Annotated in this window: 23 protein-coding genes; 12 read left to right on the top strand and 11 right to left on the bottom strand. The window is 57.5% G+C overall.

Annotated features, from left to right (window positions below):
* Positions 1 to 10 precede the first annotated feature (10 nt).
* Genes ABIB18_RS04310 through pspA form a run of 6 tightly spaced genes read right to left on the bottom strand, consistent with a single transcriptional unit; the run spans position 11 to position 4,026 of the window.
* A complete protein-coding gene (locus ABIB18_RS04310; protein ID WP_089561490.1) occupies positions 11 to 1,072 on the bottom strand; it encodes a YcjF family protein in 1,062 nt (353 codons plus the stop codon).
* Positions 1,069 to 2,466: a YcjX family GTP-binding protein gene (locus tag ABIB18_RS04305; RefSeq protein ID WP_069728375.1), complete on the bottom strand. Its 1,398-nt coding sequence runs from the start codon at positions 2,464 to 2,466 to the stop codon at positions 1,069 to 1,071. The genes ABIB18_RS04310 and ABIB18_RS04305 overlap by 4 nt, the downstream gene beginning before the upstream one ends.
* Positions 2,447 to 2,695, bottom strand: a complete 249-nt coding sequence (gene pspD / locus ABIB18_RS04300) for a phage shock protein PspD (protein ID WP_031377768.1) — start codon at positions 2,693 to 2,695, stop codon at positions 2,447 to 2,449. Before pspD ends, ABIB18_RS04305 begins: the two co-directional genes overlap by 20 nt.
* Positions 2,696 to 2,750: 55 nt before the next feature.
* The gene (gene pspC, locus ABIB18_RS04295) at positions 2,751 to 3,101 is read right to left on the bottom strand and encodes an envelope stress response membrane protein PspC (protein WP_031377769.1); all 351 of its coding nucleotides are present in this window, start codon (positions 3,099 to 3,101) and stop codon (positions 2,751 to 2,753) included.
* Positions 3,098 to 3,325 (bottom strand): envelope stress response membrane protein PspB, encoded by a 228-nt coding sequence (gene pspB / locus ABIB18_RS04290; RefSeq protein ID WP_031377770.1) that lies wholly within the window; start codon positions 3,323 to 3,325, stop codon positions 3,098 to 3,100. Before pspB ends, pspC begins: the two co-directional genes overlap by 4 nt.
* A gap of 35 nt (positions 3,326 to 3,360) precedes the next feature.
* Positions 3,361 to 4,026 (bottom strand): phage shock protein PspA, encoded by a 666-nt coding sequence (gene pspA, locus ABIB18_RS04285; protein ID WP_069728377.1) that lies wholly within the window; start codon positions 4,024 to 4,026, stop codon positions 3,361 to 3,363.
* Between the two features lie 164 nt (positions 4,027 to 4,190).
* On the opposite strand from pspA, the gene pspF reads away from it, so the two are divergent.
* Positions 4,191 to 5,201 carry a phage shock protein operon transcriptional activator gene (gene pspF, locus ABIB18_RS04280; protein ID WP_046288526.1) on the top strand — a complete coding sequence of 337 codons (1,011 nt, stop codon included), beginning with the start codon at positions 4,191 to 4,193 and terminating at the stop codon, positions 5,199 to 5,201.
* A 36-nt stretch (positions 5,202 to 5,237) separates the two neighbouring features.
* On the opposite strand, the gene ABIB18_RS04275 is transcribed toward pspF, so the two are convergent.
* The gene (locus ABIB18_RS04275; RefSeq protein ID WP_162287699.1) at positions 5,238 to 5,393 is read right to left on the bottom strand and encodes a hypothetical protein; all 156 of its coding nucleotides are present in this window, start codon (positions 5,391 to 5,393) and stop codon (positions 5,238 to 5,240) included.
* A gap of 171 nt (positions 5,394 to 5,564) precedes the next feature.
* Here ABIB18_RS04275 and sapA point away from each other — a divergent pair, with 171 nt between their 5' ends.
* The 7 genes from sapA (at position 5,565) to ABIB18_RS04240 (ending at position 13,092) form a co-directional block, all read left to right on the top strand.
* Positions 5,565 to 7,187, top strand: a complete 1,623-nt coding sequence (gene sapA / locus ABIB18_RS04270; RefSeq protein ID WP_354473709.1) for an ABC transporter substrate-binding protein SapA — start codon at positions 5,565 to 5,567, stop codon at positions 7,185 to 7,187.
* Positions 7,188 to 8,153 carry a putrescine export ABC transporter permease SapB gene (gene sapB, locus ABIB18_RS04265; protein ID WP_031377772.1) on the top strand — a complete coding sequence of 322 codons (966 nt, stop codon included), beginning with the start codon at positions 7,188 to 7,190 and terminating at the stop codon, positions 8,151 to 8,153.
* Positions 8,140 to 9,030 (top strand): putrescine export ABC transporter permease SapC, encoded by an 891-nt coding sequence (gene sapC / locus ABIB18_RS04260; protein WP_031377773.1) that lies wholly within the window; start codon positions 8,140 to 8,142, stop codon positions 9,028 to 9,030. The genes sapB and sapC overlap by 14 nt, the downstream gene beginning before the upstream one ends.
* Positions 9,031 to 10,026 (top strand): putrescine export ABC transporter ATP-binding protein SapD, encoded by a 996-nt coding sequence (sapD, locus tag ABIB18_RS04255; protein WP_031377774.1) that lies wholly within the window; start codon positions 9,031 to 9,033, stop codon positions 10,024 to 10,026.
* A 1-nt stretch (position 10,027) separates the two neighbouring features.
* Positions 10,028 to 10,831: a putrescine export ABC transporter ATP-binding protein SapF gene (sapF, locus tag ABIB18_RS04250; RefSeq protein WP_031377775.1), complete on the top strand. Its 804-nt coding sequence runs from the start codon at positions 10,028 to 10,030 to the stop codon at positions 10,829 to 10,831.
* Positions 10,832 to 10,973: 142 nt separating this feature from the next.
* Complete coding sequence (fabI, locus tag ABIB18_RS04245) at positions 10,974 to 11,762, top strand: enoyl-ACP reductase FabI (RefSeq protein WP_031377776.1); 789 nt, start codon at positions 10,974 to 10,976, stop codon at positions 11,760 to 11,762.
* A 217-nt stretch (positions 11,763 to 11,979) separates the two neighbouring features.
* A complete protein-coding gene (locus tag ABIB18_RS04240; RefSeq protein ID WP_354473708.1) occupies positions 11,980 to 13,092 on the top strand; it encodes a CMD domain-containing protein in 1,113 nt (370 codons plus the stop codon).
* A 5-nt stretch (positions 13,093 to 13,097) separates the two neighbouring features.
* Here the strand turns inward: ABIB18_RS04240 and ABIB18_RS04235 are convergent, their stop codons facing one another.
* The 4 genes from ABIB18_RS04235 to ABIB18_RS04220 all read right to left on the bottom strand — a co-directional run bounded on the left by ABIB18_RS04235 (position 13,098) and on the right by ABIB18_RS04220 (position 18,429).
* Entirely contained in the window at positions 13,098 to 13,994 is an 897-nt protein-coding gene (locus ABIB18_RS04235; RefSeq protein ID WP_046288294.1) for a LysR family transcriptional regulator, read from the bottom strand.
* Between the two features lie 167 nt (positions 13,995 to 14,161).
* The gene (locus ABIB18_RS04230) at positions 14,162 to 14,890 is read right to left on the bottom strand and encodes a YoaK family protein (RefSeq protein WP_069728519.1); all 729 of its coding nucleotides are present in this window, start codon (positions 14,888 to 14,890) and stop codon (positions 14,162 to 14,164) included.
* A 231-nt stretch (positions 14,891 to 15,121) separates the two neighbouring features.
* The gene (locus ABIB18_RS04225) at positions 15,122 to 16,666 is read right to left on the bottom strand and encodes a methyl-accepting chemotaxis protein (RefSeq protein ID WP_031374538.1); all 1,545 of its coding nucleotides are present in this window, start codon (positions 16,664 to 16,666) and stop codon (positions 15,122 to 15,124) included.
* 176 nt (positions 16,667 to 16,842) lie between these two features.
* The gene (locus ABIB18_RS04220; RefSeq protein WP_046288290.1) at positions 16,843 to 18,429 is read right to left on the bottom strand and encodes a PTS transporter subunit EIIC; all 1,587 of its coding nucleotides are present in this window, start codon (positions 18,427 to 18,429) and stop codon (positions 16,843 to 16,845) included.
* A 262-nt stretch (positions 18,430 to 18,691) separates the two neighbouring features.
* Here ABIB18_RS04220 and ABIB18_RS04215 point away from each other — a divergent pair, with 262 nt between their 5' ends.
* The 4 genes from ABIB18_RS04215 (at position 18,692) to ABIB18_RS04200 (ending at position 25,583) form a co-directional block, all read left to right on the top strand.
* Positions 18,692 to 20,995: an FdhF/YdeP family oxidoreductase gene (locus ABIB18_RS04215; protein WP_354473707.1), complete on the top strand. Its 2,304-nt coding sequence runs from the start codon at positions 18,692 to 18,694 to the stop codon at positions 20,993 to 20,995.
* A gap of 114 nt (positions 20,996 to 21,109) precedes the next feature.
* On the top strand, positions 21,110 to 23,044 hold the full coding sequence (locus ABIB18_RS04210; RefSeq protein WP_089561452.1) for an exoribonuclease II: 1,935 nt from the start codon (positions 21,110 to 21,112) through the stop codon (positions 23,042 to 23,044).
* Between the two features lie 186 nt (positions 23,045 to 23,230).
* Positions 23,231 to 25,300, top strand: coding sequence for a carbon starvation CstA family protein (locus ABIB18_RS04205; RefSeq protein ID WP_354473706.1), 2,070 nt, complete (start codon positions 23,231 to 23,233; stop codon positions 25,298 to 25,300).
* Positions 25,293 to 25,583: a YbdD/YjiX family protein gene (locus ABIB18_RS04200; protein WP_159223484.1), complete on the top strand. Its 291-nt coding sequence runs from the start codon at positions 25,293 to 25,295 to the stop codon at positions 25,581 to 25,583. The genes ABIB18_RS04205 and ABIB18_RS04200 overlap by 8 nt, the downstream gene beginning before the upstream one ends.
* The last annotated feature ends 129 nt before the right edge of the window (positions 25,584 to 25,712 follow it).

The raw sequence follows: 25,712 nt of genomic DNA, 5'->3' as shown, positions 1-25,712 counted from the left end.
ACAGCACTGGCTAGGCAGACTTATTGCCGCCCTTCTGCAACGCCTCTTTCATCTGTCCTAACAGCTCGCGACGGAAATCACCCAGTCGTGGCTTATCCTGCTCCAGCCACGGCAGTGGGCGACACAGTTCCATCGCTTTGATGCCCAGCCGCGCGGTCAGCAAACCGGCGCCAATACCCTGCGCGGCGCGGGTAGAGAGTCGGGCGGCGATATCCTGCGACATCCAGTCCATCCCCACTTCGCGCACCAGTTCCGACGCACCGGCAAACGCCATGTTGAGCAGCACCAGCCGGAACAGGCGTATACGACTGAAGTAACCCAGTTCGATACCGTAAATTGCGGCGATGCGATTGACCAGCCGCAGGTTACGCCAGGCGATAAAAGCCATATCTACCAGCGCCAGCGGACTGACGGCGATCATCAACGTGGCTTCTGCCGCGTGACGGCTGATTTCACGTCGCGCCTGGCGATCCAGCACCGGCTGCACCAGCTGGGCATATAAACGTACTATTTCGCTGTCGTTATGAGTTTCATGAAGCGCGGCATGCCAGCGCTGTAACGCCGGATGCGCCTGATCCAGCTCGGCCTGCTGGGCCAGCTTTTCGCAAAATGCCCGGCCTTTACCTATGCCATGGCTGTGCAGCAGTTCGCGGCCGATGTCGCGCTCTTCGGCACGCTGACGAAGCTGATAGAGGCGGCGCCATTCACCGGCCAGCGCGCCGACGCCAGCCAGCACGATCAGGCCGCCCGCCACGCCACTGCCGAGCGAAAACCAGTCGCGGGCCAGCCAGGCATCATGGGTCCACTGCACGCCCTGCGCGACGACGCTGATGCCGAACAGTGCCACGCCAGCCATCACCAGTTTGCGCCACAGGCTGCGCTTCGGTTTCAGCGCCGCTTCCACCGCGCGCTCACCTGCGCCCTCCTCCTCGACGACGGCTTCGTCATCCTGCACCGCCAGAAACGCCGCCTGCGCCTGGGCGTCAAAAGTCTGCGCGGGTCGTAACGGCACCTCTGTCGCCTCATCCAGCGGACGAGAAAAATCGATACGGGGCTTCAGCGGATCACTCATCGCAATTTATCTCCTAACAAAAATTCCAGCGCAGCATCCATGCGGATATGCGGCAACGGCCGATCAACGTCCAGCTGCTGTGGGCGGAATTGTTCAAACTGGAAACCCTGCTGCTGCCAGAAAGCATTGCCCGGCAGCCGCGGCGGCACTTCACCGGGATAGACGGTCAGCGGTTCGCCATCACTCAGCCGATTGCCGCGCAGCGCCGGGATCTTCTCACCCCGGTGATCCACCAGCCCGCTCTGCGTCGCCTGCACCGAGGCCAGGCCGATGCAGTCCATGCTGATCCCCTCAAATGCGGCGTTCTGCCAGGCATCCTGCACCAGCTGCTGCAACAGTGACACCATATTGCCGTGCTGATCGCTGGTGATATGGTCCGCTTTGGTAGCGGCAAACAGTAATTTATCGATAACCGGTGAAAACAGCCGGCGGAACAGCGTCCGTTGACCATAATGAAAGCTTTGCATCAGCTGCGTCAGCGCCAGCCGCATATCATTGAAGGCTTGTGGTCCGCTGTTGAGCGGCTGCAGGCAATCGACCAGTACAATCTGGCGATCGAAGCGCAGGAAATGATTTTTATAGAAGCCTTTCACCACGTGCTGGCAGTAGTAGTTAAACCGCTGCTGCAGCATGCTGAAGTTGCTGCCTTTGTCGGCCTGAGCGAGTTTGCTGAGCTGCAGATCGTCGGTAACCGGCCACGGGAAAAACTGCAGCGCCGGTGCGCCCGCCATGTCGCCAGGCAGGACAAACCGGCCCGGCTGGATGAAATGCAATCCTTCAGCCTTACAGCGGTGCAGATAATCGGTCCAGGCTGCGGCAATTTCCGCCAACCGGTTTTCATCGGCGGGCGCGAGCGGGTCGAGTTGCTGACAGAGGGTGCGCCACGGCGTCGCCCACTCTGCGCGATCGCCCTGCAGCAGCCCGTTCATCTGCCGCGACCAGGCAAGGTAATCCTGCGCCAGCATCGGCAGATCGAGCAGCCATTCGCCGGGATAATCCACGATCTCCAGATAGAGCGTGGCGGTCTCTTTCAGATGTCGCAGCAGCGATGCATTGGGGCGATAGCGCAGCGCCAGCCGCATCTCACTGACGCCACGGGTCGGTGTCGGCCAGGCAGGTGGCGTGCTGTAGAGCTGTGCCAGCCCTTCATCGTAGGTAAAGCGCGCCGTTCCCATATCGCGCTGCGGTACCCGCTTTACCCCGAGCAGGCGCTCATCCCGCACCACGGAAAACAGCGGCAAACGTGCGCCGCTGTGGACCGTCAGAAGTTGATTAACCAGCGAGGTGATAAACGCGGTTTTTCCGCTGCGGCTTAGGCCGGTAACCGCTAAGCGCAGGTGCCGGTCAACGCCGCGGTTCATTAACGCGACAAATTCAGTTTGCAGTCTTTTCATCTTTCTCCCTGATGAAGCGCGACGCCGCGCGATTCATAACGCGTTTCAGCAACGGCTCCAGCGCCATCGCCAGTAAAAGACGCAACGGACGGCGTGCTACCGATTTTACCGCCCAGCCGGTGACGCCAGCAGGGCCGTAAGTGACAGCGTTAATAATGATGAATTTAGCCGCCGACTTCAACGCGGGTGCCGCGCGGTGGCGAAAAGCAGTGGATCGCGAGAAGGACATCGACACCTCCGAAGGGTCAGCGAAAGGGCCTGTTACAGGCCCGGTATGATAAGGATTAAAGCTGGCGGAAGCGGCTGCGCACGCTAAAGGTTTCAGACGTGACGTAGCGTTCCACATCGCGCACGCTGCGTTCATCACGCTGCAGTGCGCTTTCTAACTGGTCCAGCAGTTCGCTGGCGCTGGGCTGACGTGGGTTGTCAGCGGCATTGGCCGGTTTAACATCCAGTACAAATCCCAGCACGAAATAGGCGACCACGGTAAACATAAACAGGCCAAAAAACAGTGACAGCACCATGATGACGCGCAGTAGCCGCACCGGAATATCGAGATACTCCGCCAGACCTGCACAGACGCCCATCAGTTTTCCTTCGTCAGGCTTACGCCATAACTTGCGGCCATTGATCATGGTTGCCTCCAGTTAGGGTGTTCTGCGTCCAGAATCGCCTCCAGCGCATCAATGCGTTCGCGCATCCGCTGCGCGTCCTGAGCAACACGCTGCAGGCGCTGGATTTCGCTTTGCGACAGTTCCGAACCGCCGTTGCGTTTGTTGCTGTAATGCAGCCATAGCCAGATCGGTGCCACAAATAACACGAAGATCGTTAGCGGTATGGCAAGAAAAAGTGCGCTCATTGACTCTCCTTAATCACTCATCGCAACGTCGATAATTATTCACTGCGGTTCATTTTGGCTTTCAGCGCATTCAGTTGCTGGCTGATTTCATCATCCGCTTTCAGATCGGTGAACTGCTGATCCAGCGTTTTAGGTTTGCCAAAACCGTGACTTTCCGCTTCCGCTTCCATGTGATCGATGCGACGTTCAAACGATTCAAAACGCGCCATCGCTTCATCAATTTTACCGCTGTCCAGCTGACGACGAACGTCACGTGAAGAGGAAGCCGCCTGATGACGCAGCGTTAACGCCTGCTGACGCGCCCGCGTTTCGCTCAGTTTTTTCTCCAGCTCGCTGATTTCGCCTTTCATGCGTTCCAGCGTCTCTTCTACCTGGCTCACTTCCTGTTTCAGGGCGGCGATCAGGTCAGTCAGTTTCTGTTTTTCGATCAGCGCTGAGCGGGCTAAATCGTCTTTATCTTTACGCAGTGCCAGCTCGGCTTTTTCCTGCCATTCGGCCTGCTGAATCTCTGCCTGCTCAATCCGGCGTGTCAGCTGTTTCTTTTCAGCCAGCGCCCGTGCAGAGGTTGAGCGGACTTCAACTAAGGTGTCTTCCATTTCCTGAATCATCAAACGGACCAGTTTCTGCGGATCTTCCGCACGCTCCAGCAGCGAATTGATGTTGGCATTTACGATGTCGGCGAAACGAGAAAAAATACCCATAATGATGTTCCTCTTTAAATGTGTCATGGCGTGTTGCGCTGTATGGCTAATACAAGATGCGTGCCAATTTTATAATTATTTGATTATTATCAATTTTTAAATTTTACAGCCCTTTTGGCTTGTTCTAATATAGTCAAAATGATTAAGGGGTGGCGAAATTCATCATGGCTGGAAACAACGACAACCTTCTCGGTGAGTCCAATAATTTTCTTGAAGTGCTGGAGCAGGTGTCGAAGCTGGCTCCGCTGGAAAAGCCGGTATTAGTAATTGGCGAGCGCGGTACCGGTAAAGAGCTGATCGCCAGCCGCTTACACTATCTTTCTGACCGCTGGCAGGGGCCGTTTATCTCGCTGAACTGCGCCGCGCTGAATGAAAATCTGCTCGACTCTGAGCTGTTCGGCCATGAAGCCGGGGCCTTTACCGGCGCTCAGAAGCGACATCTGGGCCGCTTTGAACGGGCGGATGGCGGCACGCTGTTTCTTGATGAGCTGGCGACGGCACCGATGCTGGTTCAGGAAAAATTGCTGCGGGTAATCGAATATGGGCAGCTGGAGCGCGTCGGCGGTAATCACTCGTTGCAGGTTAATGTGCGGCTGGTCTGCGCCACCAACGAAGATCTGCCTGCCCTGGCGGCCGCCGGAAAATTCCGCGCCGACCTGCTTGATCGTCTGGCGTTTGACGTCGTTCAGCTGCCGCCACTGCGCGAACGTCGCAGCGACATCCTGGTGATGGCTGAGCATTTTGCTATCCAGATGTGCCGTGAACTTGGCCTGCTGTTGTTCCCTGGCTTTACCGCGCAGGCGCAGCAGACGCTGTTGAGTTACCACTGGCCCGGCAACGTTCGTGAGCTGAAGAATGTGGTGGAACGGTCGGTTTATCGTCACAACAGCAGCGAGCAGCCACTGGATAACGTGATTATTAATCCGTTCGCTCGCCGGCCTGAGCCGGTCGATACCCTGCCGGTGAGCCGTCCCGCGCCCGAGGGCGACCTGCCGGCGCTGCCGCTCGATCTGCGTCAGTGGCAAAATCAGCAGGAACGAGAGCTGGTGGAAACCAGCCTGCAACAGGCACGATACAATCAGCGCCGCGCCGCGGGGTTATTGGGCGTTACCTACCACCAGCTCCGCGCCATGATGAAAAAGCACGGTATTCAGGCGCGTGAAGATATCAGCTGATACCGTGCGGATCGACTTCGCCCTTCCCCTGCCGTCTCAGGCGCTTATCAGGCCAGCCGTCCGCTTCGCGTTGACCATTTCAGGCAAAAAAAAGCCCGCCATCAGGCGGGCAACAATACTGGAAGCAATGTGAGCAATGTCGTGCTCTTCTTCGGTAGAGCCACCGTCGAAGTGCAGATGAATAATAATCATTCTTATTATCATCTGTAAAGCGCTAATTGAGAATATTTCTCATTACCACACTCTCTGTACGTTTTTTCTGCCGCAGGCTGAATGAATATCAGGCCGGGCAGCGTCGCAGATTTTGGGACAACGCCCGCTTTGCGATACACTCTGTCTAATGCCTCAAAATCGTTGAGTTCTATGTCAAAACTAATATGTTCGCTGTTGTTCAGCCTCAGCGTGTTGAGTTCGCCTGCGTGGTCGGCCCCCGCCGGTGATATTCGCCAGACCGGCTTTGTCTATTGCGTCAGCGGCACGCTGACCACCTTCAATCCTCAAATGGTCAGCAGCGGGTTAACCGTCGATACCCTGGCGGCACAACTGTACGATCGCCTGCTGGATGTCGATCCCTACACCTACCGTCTGAAGCCCGATCTGGCCGCCAGTTGGGAAGTGCGTGACAATGGCGCGACCTATCGTTTTCACCTGCGCAGCGGCGTGCAGTTCCAGCAGACTAATCAGTTCAAACCGACACGCGCTCTGAACGCAGATGATGTGGTGTTCAGCTTCGCCCGGATGTTCGATCGTCATCATCCGTGGCATAACGTCAACGGCGGCAACTATCCCTACTTCGATAGCCTGCAGTTTGCCGATTCAGTGCAGAGCGTTAAAAAGCTGGATAACAACACGGTTGAATTCCGGCTGAACAGCCCGGATGCCTCCTTTCTCTGGCATATGGCGACCCACTATGCGCCGGTGCTGTCTAAAGAGTATGCCGATCAGCTGACGGCTCAGGGCCGCCAGGAAGAGATGGATCGCCAGCCGGTGGGCACCGGCCCTTACCAGCTGAGTGAATATCGCACCGGCCAGTACATCCGCCTGGCGCGTAATCCGCATTACTGGAAAGGCGTGCCGCGTCTGCAGCAGGCGGTGATCGATTTAGGCGCCGGCGGCACCGGCCGTTTGTCGAAACTGCTGACCGGCGAGTGCGACGTGCTGGCTTATCCGGCTGCCAGTCAGCTCAGTATCTTGCGCGATGATCCGCGCCTGCGAATGACGCTGCGACCCGGGATGAATATCGCCTATCTGGCGTTTAATACCCGCAAGCCGCCGCTTGATCGTCCTGAAGTCCGGCATGCACTGGCGCTGGCGATCAATAATGAGCGGCTGATGGAGTCGATCTACTACGGCACGGCCGAAACTGCGGCCTCGATATTACCGCGCGCCTCGTGGGCTTATGACAGTGACGCGCGGGTGACCGAATACGATCCTGAAAAGTCTCGCGCTGCGCTGGAAGCGCTGGGCCTGACCGACCTGCATCTGCGGCTGGTCGTGCCGTCGGCCTCGCAGTCGTGGAATCCCAGCCCGCTTAAAACCGCGGAATTATTGCAGGCCGATCTGGCCCAGGTGGGCGTCCGCCTGACCATTGTGCCGGTCGAAGGACGTTTTCAGGAGGCGCAGCTGATGTCGATGAATCACGACCTGACCCTGGCGGGCTGGGCGACCGACAGCAACGATCCGGACAGCTTCTTTCGTCCGCTGCTCAACTGCGCGGCGATCCGTTCCCAGACCAACTATGCGCACTGGTGCTCGCCGGCCTTTGATGAAACATTGCAGAATGCTCTGCTGACACAGCAGCTGTCGGGGCGCATCGACAGTTACGACAAAGCGCAGCAGATTCTGGCTCAGGAGCTGCCGGTATTGCCGCTGGCGTCGTCGCTGCGTCTGCAGGCGTTTCGCCATGACATAAAAGGCCTGGTGCTGAGTCCGTTTGGCAACGCCTCGTTTGCCGGGGTTTATCGTGAAGAGGGTGAGGAAAAGTAAGTGATCATCTATATTTTGCGCCGCCTGCTGCTGCTGCTGATTACGCTGTTTTTGCTGTCGCTGGTCAGCTTCAGCCTCAGCTATTTCACCCCAAACGCGCCGCTGGAAGGTGCTGCCCTGTCTGACGCCTGGTGGTTCTGGTTTAAAGGGATGCTGCAGTTTGATTTTGGCGTCTCCAGCACCAACGGACAGGAAATTGGCCTGCAGCTGCGCGAAGTTTTTCCCGCCACCATGGAGCTGTGCATTCTGGCGTTTGTGTTTGCCCTGCTGGTGGGTATTCCGCTCGGCATCTGCGCCGGGGTGATGCGCAACAAATGGCAGGATAAGACCATCAGTGCGCTGGCGCTGCTCGGCTTTTCAGCGCCGATTTTCTGGCTGGCCCTGCTGCTCACGCTGTTTTTCTCGCTGACGCTCGGCTGGCTACCGGTGTCGGGGCGGCACGATCTGCTCTATCCGGTACAGAACGTATCAGGCTTTGCGCTGATTGACGCCTGGCTCAGCCGCTCACCGTGGCGGCACGAGATGATTATCAGCGCCCTGACTCACCTGATTTTGCCGGTGCTGGTACTGGCGATGGCACCCACCACCGAAGTGATCCGCCTGCTGCGCAACAGCACCAGCGAGGTGATGGAAAAAAATTATGTTAAAGCCGCCGCGACCCGCGGACTGTCACAGCTGACGGTGATCCGACGTCACGTGCTGCACAACGCCTTACCGCCGGTGATCCCGCGTCTTGGCCTGCAATTTTCAACCATGCTGACGCTGGCGATGATCACTGAAATGGTCTTCAACTGGCCCGGCCTTGGCCGCTGGTTGATCAATGCGATTCGCCAGCAGGATTATGCGGCGATCTCAGCCGGCGTGATGGTGATTGGCGGGCTGGTGATTCTGGTCAACGTCATCTCCGACGTGATTGGCGCAGCGATGAATCCGTTGAAACATAAGGAATGGTATGCCCTCCGATAATATCTACGCCGAGAAACGCCTGCCGAGCGCCTTTCGTCAGAGCTGGCACCATTTTTATGGCGATACCCCGGCGATGGTCGGTCTGTACGGCTTCGGCGCGTTGCTGCTGCTGTGCATTTTTGGCGGGCTGATGGCGCCTTACGGCATTGATCAGCAGTTCCTCGGCTATCAGCTACTGCCGCCGTCGTGGTCTCGCTATGGCGATGTTTCTTTCTTCCTCGGCACCGACGATTTGGGCCGCGATGTGCTGAGCCGCCTGTTGAGCGGTGCTGGCCCGACGGTCGGTTCGGCGATCCTGGTGACGCTGTTTGCCACATTCTGGGCGCTGGTACTGGGTATTCTGGCCGGCATGACCCACGGCGTGCGATCGGCGGTGATGAACCACGTGCTGGATACGCTGCTCTCGATTCCGTCACTGCTGCTGGCAATCATCGTGGTGGCGTTTCTCGGGCCACGGCTGGAACACGCGCTGCTTGCGGTCTGGCTGGCACTGATGCCGCGACTGGTGCGCGAAATTTACAGCGCGGTGCATGATGAGCTGGAAAAAGAGTATGTAGTCGCGGCGCGGCTGGACGGTGCCAGCAGCCGCAATATCCTGCGCTACGCCATCCTGCCCAACGTTCTGCCATTATTAATCAGTGAGATTACCCGCGCTCTGTCAATGGCGATTCTGGACATTGCCGCGCTGGGCTTTCTCGACCTGGGCGCACAGCTGCCCTCGCCGGAATGGGGTGCAATGCTGGGTGATTCGCTTGAACTGATCTATGTCGCGCCGTGGACGGTAATGCTGCCTGGCGTAGCGCTGATGGTCAGCGTATTAATTGTTAACCTGCTCGGTGACGGCCTCCGTCGCGCCGTCGAAGCGGGAGTGGAATAGATGCCGTTACTTGATATTCGTAATCTCACCATTGAATTTATGACTGCCGACGGGCCGGTCAAAGCGGTCGATCGCGTTAATCTGACCCTGAGCGAAGGTGAAGTTCGCGGCCTGGTGGGTGAGTCAGGTTCAGGCAAAAGCCTGGTGGCAAAAGCGATTTGCGGCGTGACCAAAGATAACTGGCGCGTGACCGCCGACCGGATGGTTTTTGATGATGTCGATCTGCTGCGCCTGTCACCACGCGAGCGCCGCCGCATTATCGGCCATAACGTCTCGATGATTTTTCAGGAGCCGCAGTCCTGTCTCGATCCGTCAGAAAGTATTGGCCGTCAGCTGATGCAGGCGATCCCGCGCTGGACCTATAAAGGCCCGTGGCTGAAGCGCTTCTGGTTCTGGCGCAAAACCCGTGCCATTGAACTGCTGCATCGCGTCGGCATCAAAGATCACAAAGATATCATGCGCAGCTTTCCTTATGAGCTGACTGAAGGTGAATGCCAGAAAGTGATGATCGCCATCGCGCTGGCGAATCAGCCGCGCCTGCTGATTGCCGATGAGCCGACCAACGCCATGGAACCTACCACTCAGGCGCAGATTTTCCGTCTGCTGAGTCGTCTCAACCAGAATAACAACACCACGATTCTGCTGATCAGTCACGACCTGCGTACCATGAGCCAATGGGCCAATCGGATTAACGTGATGTACTGCGGACAGACGGTAGAGACCGCCCAGAGTGACGATCTGATGAGCACGCCGCATCACCCTTATACTCAGGCGCTGATCCGCGCCATGCCCGATTTTGGCCGCGCTCTGCCGCATAAAAGCCGGCTGAACACGCTGTCGGGCGCGATCCCGTCGCTGGAGAGTTTGCCGATCGGCTGCCGGCTGGGGCCACGCTGCCCCTATGCGCAGCGCAAATGCGTCGAAACGCCACGGCTGGCGGGCGGCAAGTCTCACCTGTATGCCTGCCATTTCCCGCTGAACATGGAGAGCCAGTAAGATGGAAACCCTGCTGGAAGTGCGCAACCTGAGTAAAACCTTCCGCTATCGCACCGGACTGTTTCGTCGTCAGCACGTTGAAGCGGTAAAATCGGTCAGCTTTACCCTGCGCGAACGGCAAACGCTGGCGATTATTGGCGAAAACGGCTCCGGCAAGTCAACGCTGGCAAAAATGCTCAGCGGCATGGTCGCGCCGACCGAAGGTGAGATCCTGATTGACGATCATCCGCTTAGCTTTGGCGATTACGGCTATCGCAGTCAGCGCATCCGGATGATTTTTCAGGACCCTTCGACCTCGCTTAATCCGCGTCAGCGGGTCAGTCAGATCCTCGATTTTCCGCTGCGGCTCAATACCGATCTGACGGCAGAGGCGCGCGAAAAACGCATTATCGCCACGCTGCGTCAGGTCGGGCTGTTACGCGATCACGCTGGCTATTATCCGCATATGCTGGCCCCCGGTCAGAAACAGCGCCTCGGTCTGGCGCGTGCGCTGATCCTGCAACCGAAAGTGATTGTGGCGGATGAGGCGCTGGCCTCGCTCGACATGACCATGCGCTCCCAGCTGGTTAATCTGATGCTCGAGCTGCAGGAGAAACACGGCATTGCCTACATTTATGTTACCCAGCATCTTGGCATGATGAAGCACATCAGCGATCAGGTGCTGGTGATGCATCAGGGTGAAGTGGTGGAGCGTGGCGGCACCGCCGATGTGCTGGCCTCCCCGCTGCATGATCTGACCCGACGGCTGATCAGCAGCCACTTTGGTGAGGCGTTAACCGCCGAAGCCTGGCGGCGTGAGCACTGATTATTGCTGCATATCCCGGAAATTGCGGGCTGATTTACCTGATCTCTGACAGACGTGCTAGAATCCGCACGTCGATTAACGTCGGTCGCCTACTTTTTAAACAATGCGGCCGCCAACTACAATGACCATAAGGATTACAGCTATGGGTTTTCTTTCCGGTAAGCGCATTCTGATTACTGGCGTTGCCAGTAAACTTTCCATCGCCTACGGTATTGCACAGGCGATGCACAAACAGGGCGCAGAACTGGCTTTCACCTACCAGAACGACAAATTAAAAGGTCGTGTGGAAGAGTTTGCTAAAGATTTGGGTTCAGAGATCGTTCTGCCATGTGACGTGGCCGAAGATGAGAGCATCAAATCCCTGTTCACTGAACTGGCAAAAACCTGGCCGAAATTTGACGGTTTCGTTCACTCCATCGGTTTCGCCCCTGGCGACCAGCTGGATGGTGATTACGTGAATGCCGTAACCCGCGAAGGCTTCAAAATCGCGCATGACATCAGTGCCTACAGCTTCGTTGCGATGGCCAAAGAGTGCCGTGCGATGCTGAATCCACACTCTGCGCTGCTGACCCTCTCTTACCTGGGTGCTGAGCGCGCGATCCCGAACTATAACGTGATGGGTCTGGCGAAAGCATCGCTGGAAGCTAACGTGCGTTATATGGCCAATGCGATGGGTCCGGAAGGCGTCCGTGTGAACGCCGTTTCTGCCGGTCCAATCCGTACGCTGGCGGCATCAGGCATTAAAGACTTCCGTAAGATGCTGGCACACTGCGAAGCGGTTACCCCGATTCGTCGTACCGTGACCATTGAAGATGTCGGCAACTCAGCCGCCTTCCTTTGCTCCGATCTGGCGGGCGGCATCACCGGTGAAATCGTTCACGTTGATGGCGGCTTCAGCATCGCCGCAATGAATGAACTGGAACTGAAATAAGTTCTCAAGGGCGAGTCTGACTCGCCCTCTTCTTTGCTGCCTCTCGCCCCTTCCTGCCTGATTTTCCTGTCGTTATACCGTAACGCTATTAATTATCACCGATCATTCTTTTGCCCAGGCCTGGCCTTCGGCGACGATACGTCTGCCCTTCGGTTTATGCATTTTTTCAGATTCTGCCGCCTGCATGCCGAACCAGAATTTTGCAAAAGGATTGATCATGGAACAACGCCGCTATCCGGGCCATAACCACTGGTTTTACGAGAGCCAGACCAGTCCACGTACTTCGCAGGCCGCTCCGCTGGTCCCTGAAGCCGCCGATATCGATGACCGTTTTCTGCTGGGATGTGTCAGCGATCAGCTGACGCTGCCGTCACTGTTACGTGCTAATCAGCCCGCCTTGCTGGCGGCGCGCGATCTGGCGCAGCTGCTGTTCCCTGACCGCGTCGTGACGTCGCTGACCCACACGCTGACCCTTTACGATCGCCTGAGTACCGCCCTGACCGTCGCGCAAGTGGCAGGCGTTCAGCGCCTGTGTAATCACTATTCGGCGCGCCTCAATCCCCTGCCGGGGCCAGATTCGTCTCGGGAAAGCAATAACCGTCTGACTCAGATTACCCAGTATGCCCGTCAGCTGGCGATGCAGCCTGAGCTGATTACCGCCAGTGCGATTACCGCGCTTGATGCGGTGGGGCTGACCGAGCCGGACATCGTGACGCTCAATCAGCTGATCGGCTTTGTCAGCTATCAGGCGCGGGTAGTCGCCGGACTGCAGGCGCTGCAGGCCCAGCCGGTACGCTGGCTGCCCGGCACCACGCCGCCGCCGGATGCGGATGCGGCGGGCTTTGGCAAACCAACCGTCTGGCGTCCGGCGCTGAAACCGCTGGAGTTGCGCTACGCCAGTGCCGAACAGCTGGCAGCGGTGACCCGCAGTCAGGCGCTGGCCGGCATGCAGGATGCGGTGTGGTTGCTGGCGCATGATGCCCCGGTATTGTATGGCTGGGTAATGCTGCGTCAGCAGCTGTCTGCTGGTCAGCCGCTGGCCGAAGCGACCGCTGCGCGTATCCTCGGCAGTCGCTGGGTTTTCCAGCAACTGTCATGCGTCGACGCGTTAATAGCGGGCGTGGATGAGGCGGAAGCGCCTGAGATTCAGCGGCAAATTATCGCCCTGGCTGCCCAGCTAACTCGTGCGCCGGAGCGGTTCAGCGCCGCGCATCTGCAACCGCTGGCGGAGGCTGGCTGGTCAGCCGATGCCCTGTTTGATCTGATTCAGTCGGTGGCGATCGGTAACTGGAACAGCCGTCTCTGTTATGCGTTGGGCGAGGCGCAGTAAGCGACTTAAACCGGTAACTGGCCGCGCGCTTCGTCGAAAAAATGCTGCGCCAGAGGGGTTGCGCGTCCCGGTTCGGCAATCACCAGCGCCGCTTCGCGCGCCATCGGCGGCAGCGTAATCGGCCGCTGCTGTAATCCCTGCAGGGAAGCAGGCAGCAAATGGCCGACCGGTGAAACCAGCAATCCCAGCCCAACCTGCGCGCACTGCATCAGCTGCATCACCGAGGCACTTTCGACAATCACCCGCGGTACCAGCGACGCTTCGCGAAACGCCATGTCGAGATAGCGGCGAAAGTAACGCGTCTGTTCGGCCAGACAGAGCGGCTGCTGCGCCAGTTCACTGAGCGTGAGCGGCTCACCAGAGATCAGATCGGGAAAATGATCGGGATGGAAGATCGCCTCAACCCCACGATCGGCCAGCATTGCCGTCTGAAAATGGAGTTCGCGCAGCGTAGCCATCTCAAAAAAGCCAATGCCTACATCCACGGTGTGGCTGTTAAGCGCTTCCAGCAGCTGGTCGGCGCTCAGCACCGCGATCCGGTAATCAAGCTGCGGATAACGCGCCTGCACCGCCTTTAGCAACAGCGGCAACGCCACGCTGCACTGTGGCACCACCCCGACTCGCAGGGTGCCATTGACCCCATGTTTCAGCGACTCCACTTCCAGCTTTAGTCCCTGGTAAACCGAGACGATTTCCCGCGCCCAGGCCAGTACCCGATCGCCTTCCGGCGTAAAACCGGCAAAGTTATTGCTGCGATTAATCAGCGACAGGCCCAGTTCACGCTCCAGATTTTTCAGGCGCATCGAAAGGGTCGGCTGGGTGACAAAACTGGCTTCGGCGGCCCGGCCAAAATGGCGTTCGCGTTCGAGATTACACAGGTAAATTAATTGTTTGATGTCGATGTTAATGACCCGTCAGCAGGTTGAAGTTGAATCAACGATGTTTTTTATGATTGCGGGCTTAAGCCCGTTTATGACGGTTAATTTTAGCGCCATCCGGCGTTTTATTGTTAACCGCAATGTGCATTCAGCATGGCATTTCTCATCAGCACTGGCGAGGAATCCGCCGGTTACACCGCGCCTTTCCGGGCCGCTGCCGGCCTGAATATCGCCTTCAGCGCCAGAGCCATTAATCCGAACCCGACCGGCAGTAAGAAACCATAGCCCAGCCACTTATACAGCCATATGCCTGCCACGCCGCCCGCGAGGAATGAGAGCAGCGTCAGGCCATGCAGCCGCAGACGATCCAGATACAGCGGCGCCTCTTTCGGTGAGACTTTGCGCCGTAACACCTCATACAGCATCGCCAGTTCGATACCGATATCGGTCGCCGTTCCGGAAACGTGCGTGGTGCGCACCCGGGCATTTGAGATCCGCGTTACCACTGCATTTTGCAAACCCATCAAAAAACTCAGGCTCATGATCAGCACTACGCCCGGCGAGAGTGGCGTGAAAAAGCATTCGGCCACGCCGAGAAAAACCAGCGCTAAGCCTTCGGCCAGAATGACAAACGCGTAGATAGTGCGAATATTGCGGCGGCGGCCTGAATTAATTACCAGCGTTGAGACCAGCGAACCGGTAATAAACAGGCAAACGACCGACAGAAAAAACAGCCCCGCGCTGAGGTTGGCTTTTGCCAGATGATCGGACAGTGATGAGACGTTGCCGGTCATGTTGGCGGAGAAAAAGCCGACAATCTCAAACGCGGCGGTATTCAGCGCGCCTGCGGCCGCGGCCAGGGTGCAGGCCAGTCGGCTATCGGCGCTGTGGCTGCGTGCATCCTCGGTGGTAATCAGCATGGAACCTACAAATCCGGGTCAATATTGCGGTTATAATCCGCTGATTTTTCATCGCAAACAAGTTACCGATTCAGACAAAACAGATTTGCCCTGCGCCGCGTCAGCTAACCGCCAGAATCTGTCGTTCGCTTGCCGCCGTCCGATTACCGCCGCCATACAACCGCTGCTAAAGTACCACCGCGATAGTATCGCCGCGCCAGTGCCGTCCTGCATCCAGCACGGCTCTGCCGGTTAGCTGGCTGACAGACGGAAGGTGGAAACCGACTGTGTCAGATAGCGCACCTGCTCTTCAAGCGAAGCCGAGGCAGCGGCAGACTCCTGCACCAGCGCGGCGTTCTGCTGCGTCACGCTGTCCATCTCAGTCACCGCCTGTTCGATCTGTCCGATGCCGCGACTCTGTTCGTCTGATGCGGTGGAGATGTGCTCCATCAGCTGATTAACCCGGCTGACCGAGGAGATGATGGCGCTCATGGCATCACCGGTGCGGCTGACCTGATCGGAACCGGCATGAATAATCGCCACCGATTCAGCGATCAGCGTTTCTATTTCTTTCGCCGCCACGGCGCTGCGCTGGGCCAGATTACGCACCTCGCCGGCCACCACCGCAAAACCGCGCCCCTGTTCACCGGCTCTGGCCGCTTCAACCGCCGCATTCAGCGCCAGAATGTTGGTCTGGAAAGCGATGCTGTCGATCACGGTAGTGATCTCTTCAATCTTCTTCGAGCTGGCATTAATCAGCTCCATCGATACCACCACTTCCTGCGACACTTTCTCACCGCTTTCGGCATTTTTGACCGCTTCACTGGTCAGGCGGCAGGCTTCAAACACGTTTTCGGTGTTCTGTTTTACCGTGGCACCCAGCTGCTCCATGCTGGCGGCAGTCTCAGTCAGCGCCGCTGCCTGTTGTTCGGTGCGCGAGGCCAGATCGATATTACCGGCGGCGATCTCCTGTGACGCGCCAGAGACCGAGCGGGTAGAGTCACGGACCTGCAGGATAATCGCGGTCAGGGCGCTACGCATCTGCTCCAGCGAGGCCATCAGCTGCTGGATCTCGCTGCGGGAACCGGCTTTCACCGGCACCGTGCTATCAAGAACACCGGCCGCTATCAGCTTACAGTGCGCCTGCGCATCGTTGAGCGGCGACAGCACATAGCGCTTCATGAACAGATAAATCGCCATGATGATGGCAAAGAACAGGACGCCAAAAATCGCCAGCAGGGTGATCCCGGAGGTGAAATGGCTTTGCGCATCGGTATTGAGCTTCTTCGCATAGGCTTCGTGCTGGGCCAGTACCCGATCAAGGATGATTTCATACTGGCGGTCCAGCCGCACCACGTTGGCGATCTGGTTTTTAAACCGCAGCTGATCGTGCGCTTCGGCGGCGTCAATCAATGGCTGAAGTCCCTGCTGGCGGTAAGCCAGATACGCCTGGCGATAGGCATCGGCCTCTGCGTCTTCACCCGGCAGGCGCGGCGCATTCATGTAGGCTTCAAAGGCAGCATCGGCTTTGCCGGCAACGACCCGTACGCTCTCTAAGGTGGCCGGATTATTCGCCTCGCTGCCCTCAATCGCTTTCATGTATTCCATCAGACGCACGCGCAGCGTCCGGCTGTGGTTAATCGGATCGATGACCGACAGCACCACGCGGATCTCTTTATTGACCGCATTTAACGACTGATTGCTCTGAATCAGTAGCCAGGTACTGATGGCTACGCTGGTGAGAAACAGCGCCAGCAGAAAAGAAAAGATCAGCAGGGAGGATTTTTTGAGTGACATAGCAACTTCCGGATAATGAACGAATGAAGAGATATATCGGCCAGAAATTGCCCCCCATTAGGGCGCGGCTTTTTTTAGTTACAATAAGCCAGACGGTAATCGGGTAATTACAAACATAAACAGCGCGTTACAGCCCGATCAGATCGGGCTATAAGCGGTTGATCGGCGTGGGTTCGCTACGCCACGCCGAGCGCCATCTTCACCTGATTGGCGATTTTCTCCACCTGCGGGCCATAAATCACCTGCACGTCGTTGTCGCTGACGCGGTTTACGCCGTTGGCACCGGTGCTCATCAGGGTTTGATCGACCACCTCTTTCATATCTTTTACCCGCACCCGCAGCCGGGTAAAGCAGCAATCGACATCCTCGATATTGGCCTGTCCGCCCAGCCCGCTGATGATCACCTGGGTGCGTTCGTCACCCGACACCTGCTGCGGTTTCTCATCATCCGTTTCCCGTCCCGGCGTTTCAACGTTCATCCGGGTGATCACCAGGCGGAAGGCGTAATAGTAGACAGGCGCATAAATCACTCCCAGCGCCAGCGTCCACCACCAGTGGGTTTTCGCACCGCCCAGCACGCCGAATACCACCAGATCGATGATGCCGCCCTGCACGTTGCCGATCATCAGATGCAGCATCGACATCAGCATAAACGACAGCCCGGTAAGAAACGCGTGCAGCAGATAAAGCACCGGCGAAACGAAGATAAAACAGAACTCCAGCGGTTCGGTGATCCCGGTAGTAAACGAGGTTAACGCCCCGGCCAGCACCAGCGCCTTCACCCGCTGCTTATGCTCAGGCCGCGCAGTGTGATAGATCGCCAGCGCGGCCGCCGGCAGACCAAACATCATCACCGGAATTTTGCCCTGCGCCAGAAACTGGGTGGCGGTGCGCAGCGTATCGTCCGGGATCAGCCCCGGGTGGGTCAGTGAACTGTTGAAGATATTCAGCGCGCCAACGATGGTCTGTCCGTCAACAATCGCCATACCGCCAATCGGCGTAAAGCGCACGGTTTCATTGAGGATATGGTGCAGGCCGGTGGGGATCAGGATGCGTTCAAACGCCCCGAGCAGAAAAGCGCCGTACTGGCCGCTTTTGCCGATCATCTGGCCAATCCACGCAATGCCGTTGCCGATGGTCGGCCAGATCATTGCCAGCAGCACTCCAATCAGCGGCAGACAGACCACGGTGACGATTGGCACAAAGCGTCGCCCGCCGAAGAAACTGATCGCGGTCGGCAGCTGCTGGGTATAGAAGCGATTATGCAGCGCTACCGTCGCCAGCCCGGCAATCACCCCGCCCAGCACGCTCATGTTGTAGGTGAAGACGCCCAGCATCTCGATATATTCCGCTGAGGTCATCATGGCAGTGGTCTGGTCCAGGCCGGCCTGCTGTAACGCCTGCGGCGTGGTGGTGGCCGCCGTGATGCCTTTGGCCGCCAGCGTGGCGTTAATGCCGACGTTCATGGCGATATAGCCGATAACGGCGGCAAAGGCGGCGGTCGGCTTTTCCGCTTTAGCCAGTCCGATGGCGCTGGCAACCGCAAAGAACACCGGCAGGTTCGCGAACAACGCCCCCGCCACCTTACGAATAAAGCCGATAATTAACTGTGGCACCTGCATCTGTGCAAAGGCATCGCCGGTGACTGCCGGGTTTTGCATTGCTGCCGCCAGCCCGAGAAAGATCCCCGCCGCGGCGATCACCGAGATTGGCATCATTAACGCTTTGCCGAACGCATGAATCTGGCTGGTCAGCTGTTTCATCGAGTCGCGCCCTCTTCTGTTATGAACAGCAAGTATTAGCGCGTTGTGATAAGAACTCCCGTTATCGGCAGGTTACAAGCGGGTAAAATTTGACCAGCATCACAATTCTGGCCGATGCATGATAAACAGCAGCTATCGCACCATTAAGTCAATCAATTAGACAAGGTTTGATGATAATTGCACACTCCCCTTCACCATCAGGCCATAACCTGATAACAAACTATCTACAATACTTCCTACTATAAAAAAGCCTGCACTCAATATGAAATTTAAACGCCAAATCAAACCCTATCGCGCGGCTGCGGGCGGCTGGGGTTCACTGGAAGCCACCACGCGTTTCGTTCTTGACAGCAAAGCGGCCCTGAAAAATATGCGCAACCTGATGCGCATGAATAAAGCTCGCGGTTTTGACTGTCCGGGCTGCGCCTGGGGTGATGACAATAAAAGCACCTTCAGCTTCTGCGAAAACGGCGCCAAAGCGGTGACCTGGGAAGCGACCCGCCGGGTGGTCGATAGTGAATTCTTTGCCCGTCACAGCGTCACCGCGCTCTATACCCAGAGCGACTATTTTCTTGAATATCAGGGTCGTCTGACCCATCCGCTGCGCTACAACGCCGAAACCGACCACTATGAGCCGATTAGCTGGGATGATGCGTTTGCGCTGATCGCCCGTCACATTAAGGCGATGGACAACCCGGACCAGATGGAGCTCTACACTTCCGGTCGCGCCAGTAATGAAGCGTCGTGGCTCTATCAGCTGTTTGGCCGCCTGATGGGCACCAACAACTTCCCTGACTGCTCTAATATGTGCCATGAAGCGAGCGGGACCGGCCTGAAGCGCAGTATCGGCGTGGGCAAAGGCACCATTCGTCTGGATGATTTTGACCATGCGGATGCCATTTTCGTCTTCGGTCAGAACCCCGGCACTAACCATCCGCGCATGCTGCACAGCCTGCGTCATGCCGCCGATCACGGCGCGAAAATTGTCACCTTTAATACCCTGCGTGAGCGCGGTCTGGAACGTTTTGCCGACCCGCAAAAACCGCTGGAAGTGGTGACCTCAATGGCAGGTACCATCAGCTCTTCTTACTACCAGCCTAACCTCGGTGGCGATATGGCCGCGGTGCGCGGCATGGTGAAATGCCTGCTGGAGACCCATCGCGCCCGGCTGGCCGCCGGTGAAAGCGGCCTGTTCGATCAGACCTTTATCAATGCCAAAACCAACGGCATCGAAGCCTATATTGAGGCGGTTGATCACACCGACTGGATGCAGATTGTGGCGCAGTCGGGGCTGACCCAGGCACAAATCCGCGAAGCGGCGGCGATTTATCAGAGTGCCGACCGGGTGATTTGCACCTGGGCGATGGGCATTACCCAGCATAAGCATTCGGTTGATACGGTGCGTGAAATCACTAACCTGCAGCTGCTGTTCGGCCAGCTGGGCAAAAAAGGCGCAGGCCTGTGTCCGGTTCGTGGTCACAGTAACGTGCAGGGCAACCGCACCATGGGGATTGATGAGAAGCCGTCTCAGGCGTTTCTTGATGCGCTGGGTAACCACTTCAACTTTGAACCGCCACGCGCGCATGGCCATAACACCGTTGAAGCGCTGAATGCGATGCTGCGTGATGAAGTAAAAGTGCTGATCGCGCTGGGAGGCAACCTGGCCGCCGCTGCGCCGGACTCGCCGCGTACTGAAGAAGCGCTGTCACGCTGTGGACTGACGGTTCACATCAGCACCAAACTGAACCGTAGCCATCTGGTGCCGGGTCACGAAGGGCTGATCCTGCCGACGCTGGGCCGTACCGAGCGCGACCGTCAGGCCACCGGCAACCAGTTCATCACGGTGGAAGATTCATTCAGTATGGTGCACGCCTCTGAAGGGATTGGTATTCCGCTGGCAGAGACTCAGCGTTCTGAAACTGCGATTGTGGCCGGTATCGCCCATGCGGTGCTGGGTGATGAGAAAGTGAAATGGCTGGAGCTGGCAGGCGATTACAACCTGATCCGCGAACACATCGCGGCCACCATTCCAGGCTTTGCTGACTTTAACGCTAAATGCGATATCCCGGGCGGCTTCTACCTCGGTAATGCGGCAGCGGAACTGCGTTTCAATACCGCCAGTGGCAAAGCCGAGTTCAGCGCCGCGGCTCTGCCGGCCTCGCTGTTCCCGAATCTGGATCAGGAAGTGCCATTCACCCTGCAGACCCTGCGTTCACACGATCAGTACAACACCACCATTTACGGCCTTGATGACCGTTATCGTGGCGTGTTTGGTCAGCGTGAAGTGGTGTTTATCAACCCGGACGACATGGCGGATTTAGGCTTCACGGAAGGCCAGAATGTCGATATTGAAACCCTGTGGAATGATGGCATCACCCGCCGCGTCAGCGGATTCAAACTGGTGCCGTACAATATTCCGCGCGGTAATCTGGCAGCTTACTATCCGGAAACTAACCCGCTGGTGCCGCTGAACAGCTTTGGCGATGGCAGCGGTACGCCGACCTCGAAATCGGTGCCGGTTAAACTTGAACTGTCGTCGGCGCTGGCCGACCAACGCATCGCCTGATCGCGGTCAGGTCTCCACCCCTAAAAAGCCGGCCTGTCCGGCTTTTTGCCTTGCCGCGCGGCGTCGATTCGCGTAAAACTGTCAGCCGCAATCAGGCCACGAAACGTAAAAATTATGTTCCAGGATAACCCGCTGCTCGCGCAGCTGAAAGAGAAGCTCCACTCGCAAACGCCTCGCGCTGAAGGCGTTGTTAAAGGCACCGAAAAAGGCTTCGGCTTCCTGGAAGTCGATGCACAAAAAAGCTACTTCATCCCGCCGCCGCAGATGAAAAAAGTGATGCACGGTGACCGTATCGTCGCCGTGATCAACAGCGATAAAGATCGTGAAAGCGCTGAGCCAGAAACGCTGGTTGAGCCGTTCCTGAGCCGCTTTGTTGGCCGGGTACAGAAAAAAGACGATCGCCTCTCCATCGTGCCGGATCATCCACTGCTGAAGGACGCCATTCAGTGCCGTCCGGTGCGTGGACTGACGCATGAGTTTGAAAATGGCGACTGGGCAGTGGCGGAGATGCGCCGCCACCCGCTGAAAGGCGATCGCGGTTTTTATGCCGAACTGACCGATTTCATTGTCAAAGCTGACGATCACCTCGCGCCATGGTGGGTGACGCTGTCGCGTCATAACCTTGAGCGTGAAGCGCCTGATGTCAGCTTTGGCGAAATGCTGGATGAAAACCTGACGCGTGAAGATCTGACCGCGCTGGATTTCGTCACCATCGACAGCGCCAGCACCGAAGATATGGATGATGCGCTCTACGTTGAAGCGCTGGAAGATGGCGCGCTGCGCCTGACCGTGGCTATCGCCGATCCCACCGCCTACGTGGCGGAAGGCAGCCAGCTGGATAAACTGGCGGCGCAGCGTGCCTTCACCAACTATCTGCCGGGCTTTAATATTCCGATGCTGCCGCGTCAGCTTTCTGATGACGTCTGCTCGCTGCGTCCGCATGCGCGCCGTCCGGCGCTGGCCTGCCGCGTCACGGTCGCTGCGGATGGCAGCCTGACTGATGATCCGCAGTTCTTTGCTGCCTGGATCGAGTCCAAAGCTAAACTGGCCTACGACGACGTTTCTGACTGGCTGGAAAACAGCGGTGAGTGGCAGCCGGAAAGCGAGGCAATTGCTGAGCAAATCCGCCTGCTGCACCGTCTCTGTCTGGCACGCAGTGAATGGCGTCAGACCCATGCACTGGTATTCAAAGATCGTCCTGACTACCGCTTCCTGCTGGGTGAGAAAGGCGAAGTGCTGGAGATCGTGGCTGAACCTCGCCGTATCGCCAACCGTATCGTTGAAGAGTCGATGATTCTGGCTAACGTCTGCGCGGCTAAAGTGCTGCGTGACACGCTCGGGTTTGGTATCTATAACGTTCATGCCGGTTTCGATAGCACTAACGCCGAACAGGCAGCCGCCGTGCTGGCGAACCACGGTATCAGCGTGGATGCGCAGGCGATTACCACGCTGGAAGGTTTCCGCGTGCTGCGCCGCGAGCTGGATGCCCAGCCGACGCAGTTCCTCGACAGCCGCATCCGTCGCTTCCAGACCTTTGCTGAGATCAGCACCGAACCGGGCCCGCATTTTGGCCTCGGCCTTGAAGCCTACGCCACCTGGACCTCACCGATCCGTAAGTTTGGCGATATGATCAACCATCGTCTGCTGAAGGCGATCATTCGCGGCGAGCAGATCGCCCGTCCGGATGAGGCGCTGACCGTCACCATGAGTGAACGTCGTCGCCTTAACCGCATGGCCGAGCGCGATGTTGGTGACTGGCTCTATGCCCGCTATCTGGCACCGTTCGCGGCTACCGACCGTCGTTTCAGCGCCGAGATCATCGACGTGTCGCGCGGCGGCATGCGGGTACGCCTGCTGGAGTTCGGTGCGGTCGCGTTTATCCCGGCCCCGTTCATCCACGCGGTACGTGATGAACTGGTCTGCAGCCAGGAAAATGGCACCGTGCAGATCAAAGGCGAAGTGGTTTACCGCGTCACTGACGTTATCGACGTGACCATCGCGGAAGTCCGGATGGAAACCCGTAGCGTAGTAGCTCGCCCCGCCGTTTAAGTCTGAAATCTGACGGGATAACGCTGGTTATCCCGTCACTTCCCACCGCCTCTGCTTTGCAAAAATGTTAAATTTGTACCCCGCTTCACACTTCTTCCTCGATTAACTTTCACTTACATTCCATTACATTAAGTTTGACTCGTTGTTTTCGATCGCATCTCTCTCGATCCTCACAAGGAGTTAGTCATGAAAAACGTCAAAACCGGCGCGATCTGGTTAGTGGTGGCGTTAATCGGCGCGGGCGCTTTCGCTATGCTGGCACTCAGCCGCGGCGAACACGTCAACGCAGTCTGGCTGGTGATTGCGGCGGTTGCCTGCTACAGCATCGCCTATCGCTTTTACAGCCTGTTTATTGCCCGCAATATTTTTGAACTGGATGACCGCCGTCTGACGCCCGCCGAGCGGCTGAATGACGGTCTCGATTATGTGCCGACCAACAAGTGGGTGCTGTTTGGTCACCACTTCGCGGCCATTGCCGGTGCCGGTCCGCTGGTCGGGCCGATCCTGGCGGCACAAATGGGGTTCCTGCCCGGCACCATCTGGATTCTGGTCGGGGTGATGCTGGCGGGTGCGGTACAGGACTTCCTGATCCTGTTTATTTCCACCCGCCGCGATGGCCGCTCGCTGGGAGAAATGGCCCGTCAGGAACTGGGTGCCTTTGCCGGTGTGGTCACCATGCTTGGCGCGCTCGGCGTGATGATCATCATTCTTTCGGCGCTGGCGCTGGTGGTGGTCAAGGCGTTAGCCAACAGCCCCTGGGGCCTGTTTACCATCGCCGCCACCATTCCTATCGCGCTGTTTATGGGCGTTTATATGCGCTTTATCCGCCCCGGAAAAATCGCTGAAGTGTCGCTGATCGGTTTTGTGCTGATGATGGCGGCGATCATCTATGGCGGTGACGTGGCGCAGCATCCTTACTGGGGACCGTTTTTCACCCTGAAAGGCACTTCGCTCACCTGGGTACTGGTGATTTACGGCTTCATTGCCTCGGTCCTGCCGGTCTGGCTGCTGCTGGCCCCGCGTGATTACCTGTCTACCTTCCTTAAAATTGGCGTCATTGCCGGACTGGCGATTGGCATCGTGTTTGCCATGCCAGAGATGAAAATGCCAGCGGTGACCAAATTTATCGACGGCAGCGGCCCGGTCTTCTCCGGCGCAATGTTCCCGTTCCTGTTTATCACGATTGCATGTGGTGCCATCTCCGGCTTTCATGCGCTGGTGTCGAGCGGCACCACGCCGAAACTGGTGGAGCGTGAAAGCCATATCCGCTTCATTGGTTACGGAGCGATGCTGATGGAGTCATTCGTGGCGATCATGGCGCTGATTTGCGCCTCGGTGCTGGACCCCGGCGTCTATTTCGCCATGAACTCACCGGCTGCGCTGATTGGCACCACCGTTGAGAGCGCCTCGCAGGTGATCAACGGCTGGGGCTTTGTGGTGACGCCAGAGATGCTGAGCGGCATTGCCCGCGACGTGGGGGAAGGCTCTATCCTCTCACGTGCCGGTGGTGCACCAACCTTTGCCGTCGGGATGGCACACATCATTACCGACATTTTCAACAGCCGGGCGATGATGGCGTTCTGGTACCACTTCGCCATCCTGTTTGAAGCGCTGTTTATCCTGACTGCCGTCGATGCCGGTACCCGCGCCTGCCGTTTTATGGTGCAGGATCTGGTCGGCACCGTGGTGCCTTCACTGGCGAATAACCGCTCCTGGCTCGGCAACATGGCCGGTACCACGGTCGCGGTGGCGGGCTGGGGCTTCTTTGTCTATCAGGGCGTGGTCGATCCGCTGGGCGGCATTAACACCCTGTGGCCGCTGTTTGGTATCGGAAACCAGATGCTGGCCTCAATGGCGCTGATCCTCGGTACCGTGGTGTTGTTCAAAATGAAAAAACAACGCTACGCCTGGGTCACCATCCTGCCAACCCTCTGGCTGTTCATTACCTCAATGACCGCCGGCTGGCAGAAAATCTTCCATGAAAAACCGTCAATCGGCTTTCTGGCGCAGGCCAGTAAGTTCCGAAAAGGGCTGGATGAAGGCGTATTGATTGCCCCGGCGAAAACCGTGGCCGATATGCAGACCATCGTCTTCAGCAATCAGATCAATGCGGCTCTGTGCGGCTTCTTTATGCTGGTGGCGGTGACGATGCTGATTGCCGCCTTCTTTGTTATCCGCAAGGCATTGCGCAGTAACCTGCCGACCACGCATGAATCGACGGTTGCGCTGCGTAATAAGGAGGTGCGTCATGTCTGATGCGATTCATCCGGTGCGTCGTCCGCAGGGCGAGTGGCAGATCCATCGCTGCCAGTTTGTTACGGCCCGCGATGCGGTGCCCTTTCGCTGGCGGAGCCTGTGGCGAGGGCTGCAACAGTGCTTTCGCTTAATGGTCGGGGTGCAGGATTATCAAACATACCTGCAGCATATGCGACTGCATCACCCTGAACAGACGCCGATGAATGAGCGTGATTTCCACCGCTACTGTCTGGATGCCCGCTTCCCCAGCCAGGCCGGTAAGCTCGGAAAATGTCCCTGCTGATGAACGTAATAAGCCCCACGGAAGTGGGGCTTTTTTGTGCCATTCATATCTTGATAGCAAAATATATTTGGTTTGTACCTTGTGCTAACGTCGGATGATGAATACTGTTGCTAAAATAATGAGATAACG

This window comes from Pantoea sp. UYEF8, from assembly GCF_040546285.1.
In the GTDB taxonomy this organism is placed as follows: domain Bacteria; phylum Pseudomonadota; class Gammaproteobacteria; order Enterobacterales; family Enterobacteriaceae; genus Pantoea; species Pantoea brenneri.
The sequence above is the reverse complement of the archived record's forward strand: the minus strand, read 5'-3'. Positions and strand labels throughout refer to the sequence as shown.

What these genes read in the sequence shown, in the direction of transcription:
- pspA (WP_069728377.1), bottom strand. Translation starts at nt 4,026, where the DNA reads ATGGGTATTTTTTCTCGTTTCGCCGACATCGTAAATGCCAACATCAAT.
- sapD (WP_031377774.1), top strand. Translation starts at nt 9,031, where the DNA reads ATGCCGTTACTTGATATTCGTAATCTCACCATTGAATTTATGACTGCC.
- pspC (WP_031377769.1), bottom strand. Translation starts at nt 3,101, where the DNA reads ATGATCAATGGCCGCAAGTTATGGCGTAAGCCTGACGAAGGAAAACTG.
- fabI (WP_031377776.1), top strand. Translation starts at nt 10,974, where the DNA reads ATGGGTTTTCTTTCCGGTAAGCGCATTCTGATTACTGGCGTTGCCAGT.
- ABIB18_RS04310 (WP_089561490.1), bottom strand. Translation starts at nt 1,072, where the DNA reads ATGAGTGATCCGCTGAAGCCCCGTATCGATTTTTCTCGTCCGCTGGAT.
- ABIB18_RS04230 (WP_069728519.1), bottom strand. Translation starts at nt 14,890, where the DNA reads ATGCTGATTACCACCGAGGATGCACGCAGCCACAGCGCCGATAGCCGA.
- ABIB18_RS04215 (WP_354473707.1), top strand. Translation starts at nt 18,692, where the DNA reads ATGAAATTTAAACGCCAAATCAAACCCTATCGCGCGGCTGCGGGCGGC.
- ABIB18_RS04275 (WP_162287699.1), bottom strand. Translation starts at nt 5,393, where the DNA reads ATGATTATTATTCATCTGCACTTCGACGGTGGCTCTACCGAAGAAGAG.
- ABIB18_RS04240 (WP_354473708.1), top strand. Translation starts at nt 11,980, where the DNA reads ATGGAACAACGCCGCTATCCGGGCCATAACCACTGGTTTTACGAGAGC.
- pspF (WP_046288526.1), top strand. Translation starts at nt 4,191, where the DNA reads ATGGCTGGAAACAACGACAACCTTCTCGGTGAGTCCAATAATTTTCTT.
- ABIB18_RS04305 (WP_069728375.1), bottom strand. Translation starts at nt 2,466, where the DNA reads ATGAAAAGACTGCAAACTGAATTTGTCGCGTTAATGAACCGCGGCGTT.
- pspD (WP_031377768.1), bottom strand. Translation starts at nt 2,695, where the DNA reads ATGTCCTTCTCGCGATCCACTGCTTTTCGCCACCGCGCGGCACCCGCG.
- ABIB18_RS04220 (WP_046288290.1), bottom strand. Translation starts at nt 18,429, where the DNA reads ATGAAACAGCTGACCAGCCAGATTCATGCGTTCGGCAAAGCGTTAATG.
- sapA (WP_354473709.1), top strand. Translation starts at nt 5,565, where the DNA reads ATGTCAAAACTAATATGTTCGCTGTTGTTCAGCCTCAGCGTGTTGAGT.
- ABIB18_RS04205 (WP_354473706.1), top strand. Translation starts at nt 23,231, where the DNA reads ATGAAAAACGTCAAAACCGGCGCGATCTGGTTAGTGGTGGCGTTAATC.
- ABIB18_RS04225 (WP_031374538.1), bottom strand. Translation starts at nt 16,666, where the DNA reads ATGTCACTCAAAAAATCCTCCCTGCTGATCTTTTCTTTTCTGCTGGCG.
- sapC (WP_031377773.1), top strand. Translation starts at nt 8,140, where the DNA reads ATGCCCTCCGATAATATCTACGCCGAGAAACGCCTGCCGAGCGCCTTT.
- sapF (WP_031377775.1), top strand. Translation starts at nt 10,028, where the DNA reads ATGGAAACCCTGCTGGAAGTGCGCAACCTGAGTAAAACCTTCCGCTAT.
- ABIB18_RS04210 (WP_089561452.1), top strand. Translation starts at nt 21,110, where the DNA reads ATGTTCCAGGATAACCCGCTGCTCGCGCAGCTGAAAGAGAAGCTCCAC.
- ABIB18_RS04200 (WP_159223484.1), top strand. Translation starts at nt 25,293, where the DNA reads ATGTCTGATGCGATTCATCCGGTGCGTCGTCCGCAGGGCGAGTGGCAG.
- pspB (WP_031377770.1), bottom strand. Translation starts at nt 3,325, where the DNA reads ATGAGCGCACTTTTTCTTGCCATACCGCTAACGATCTTCGTGTTATTT.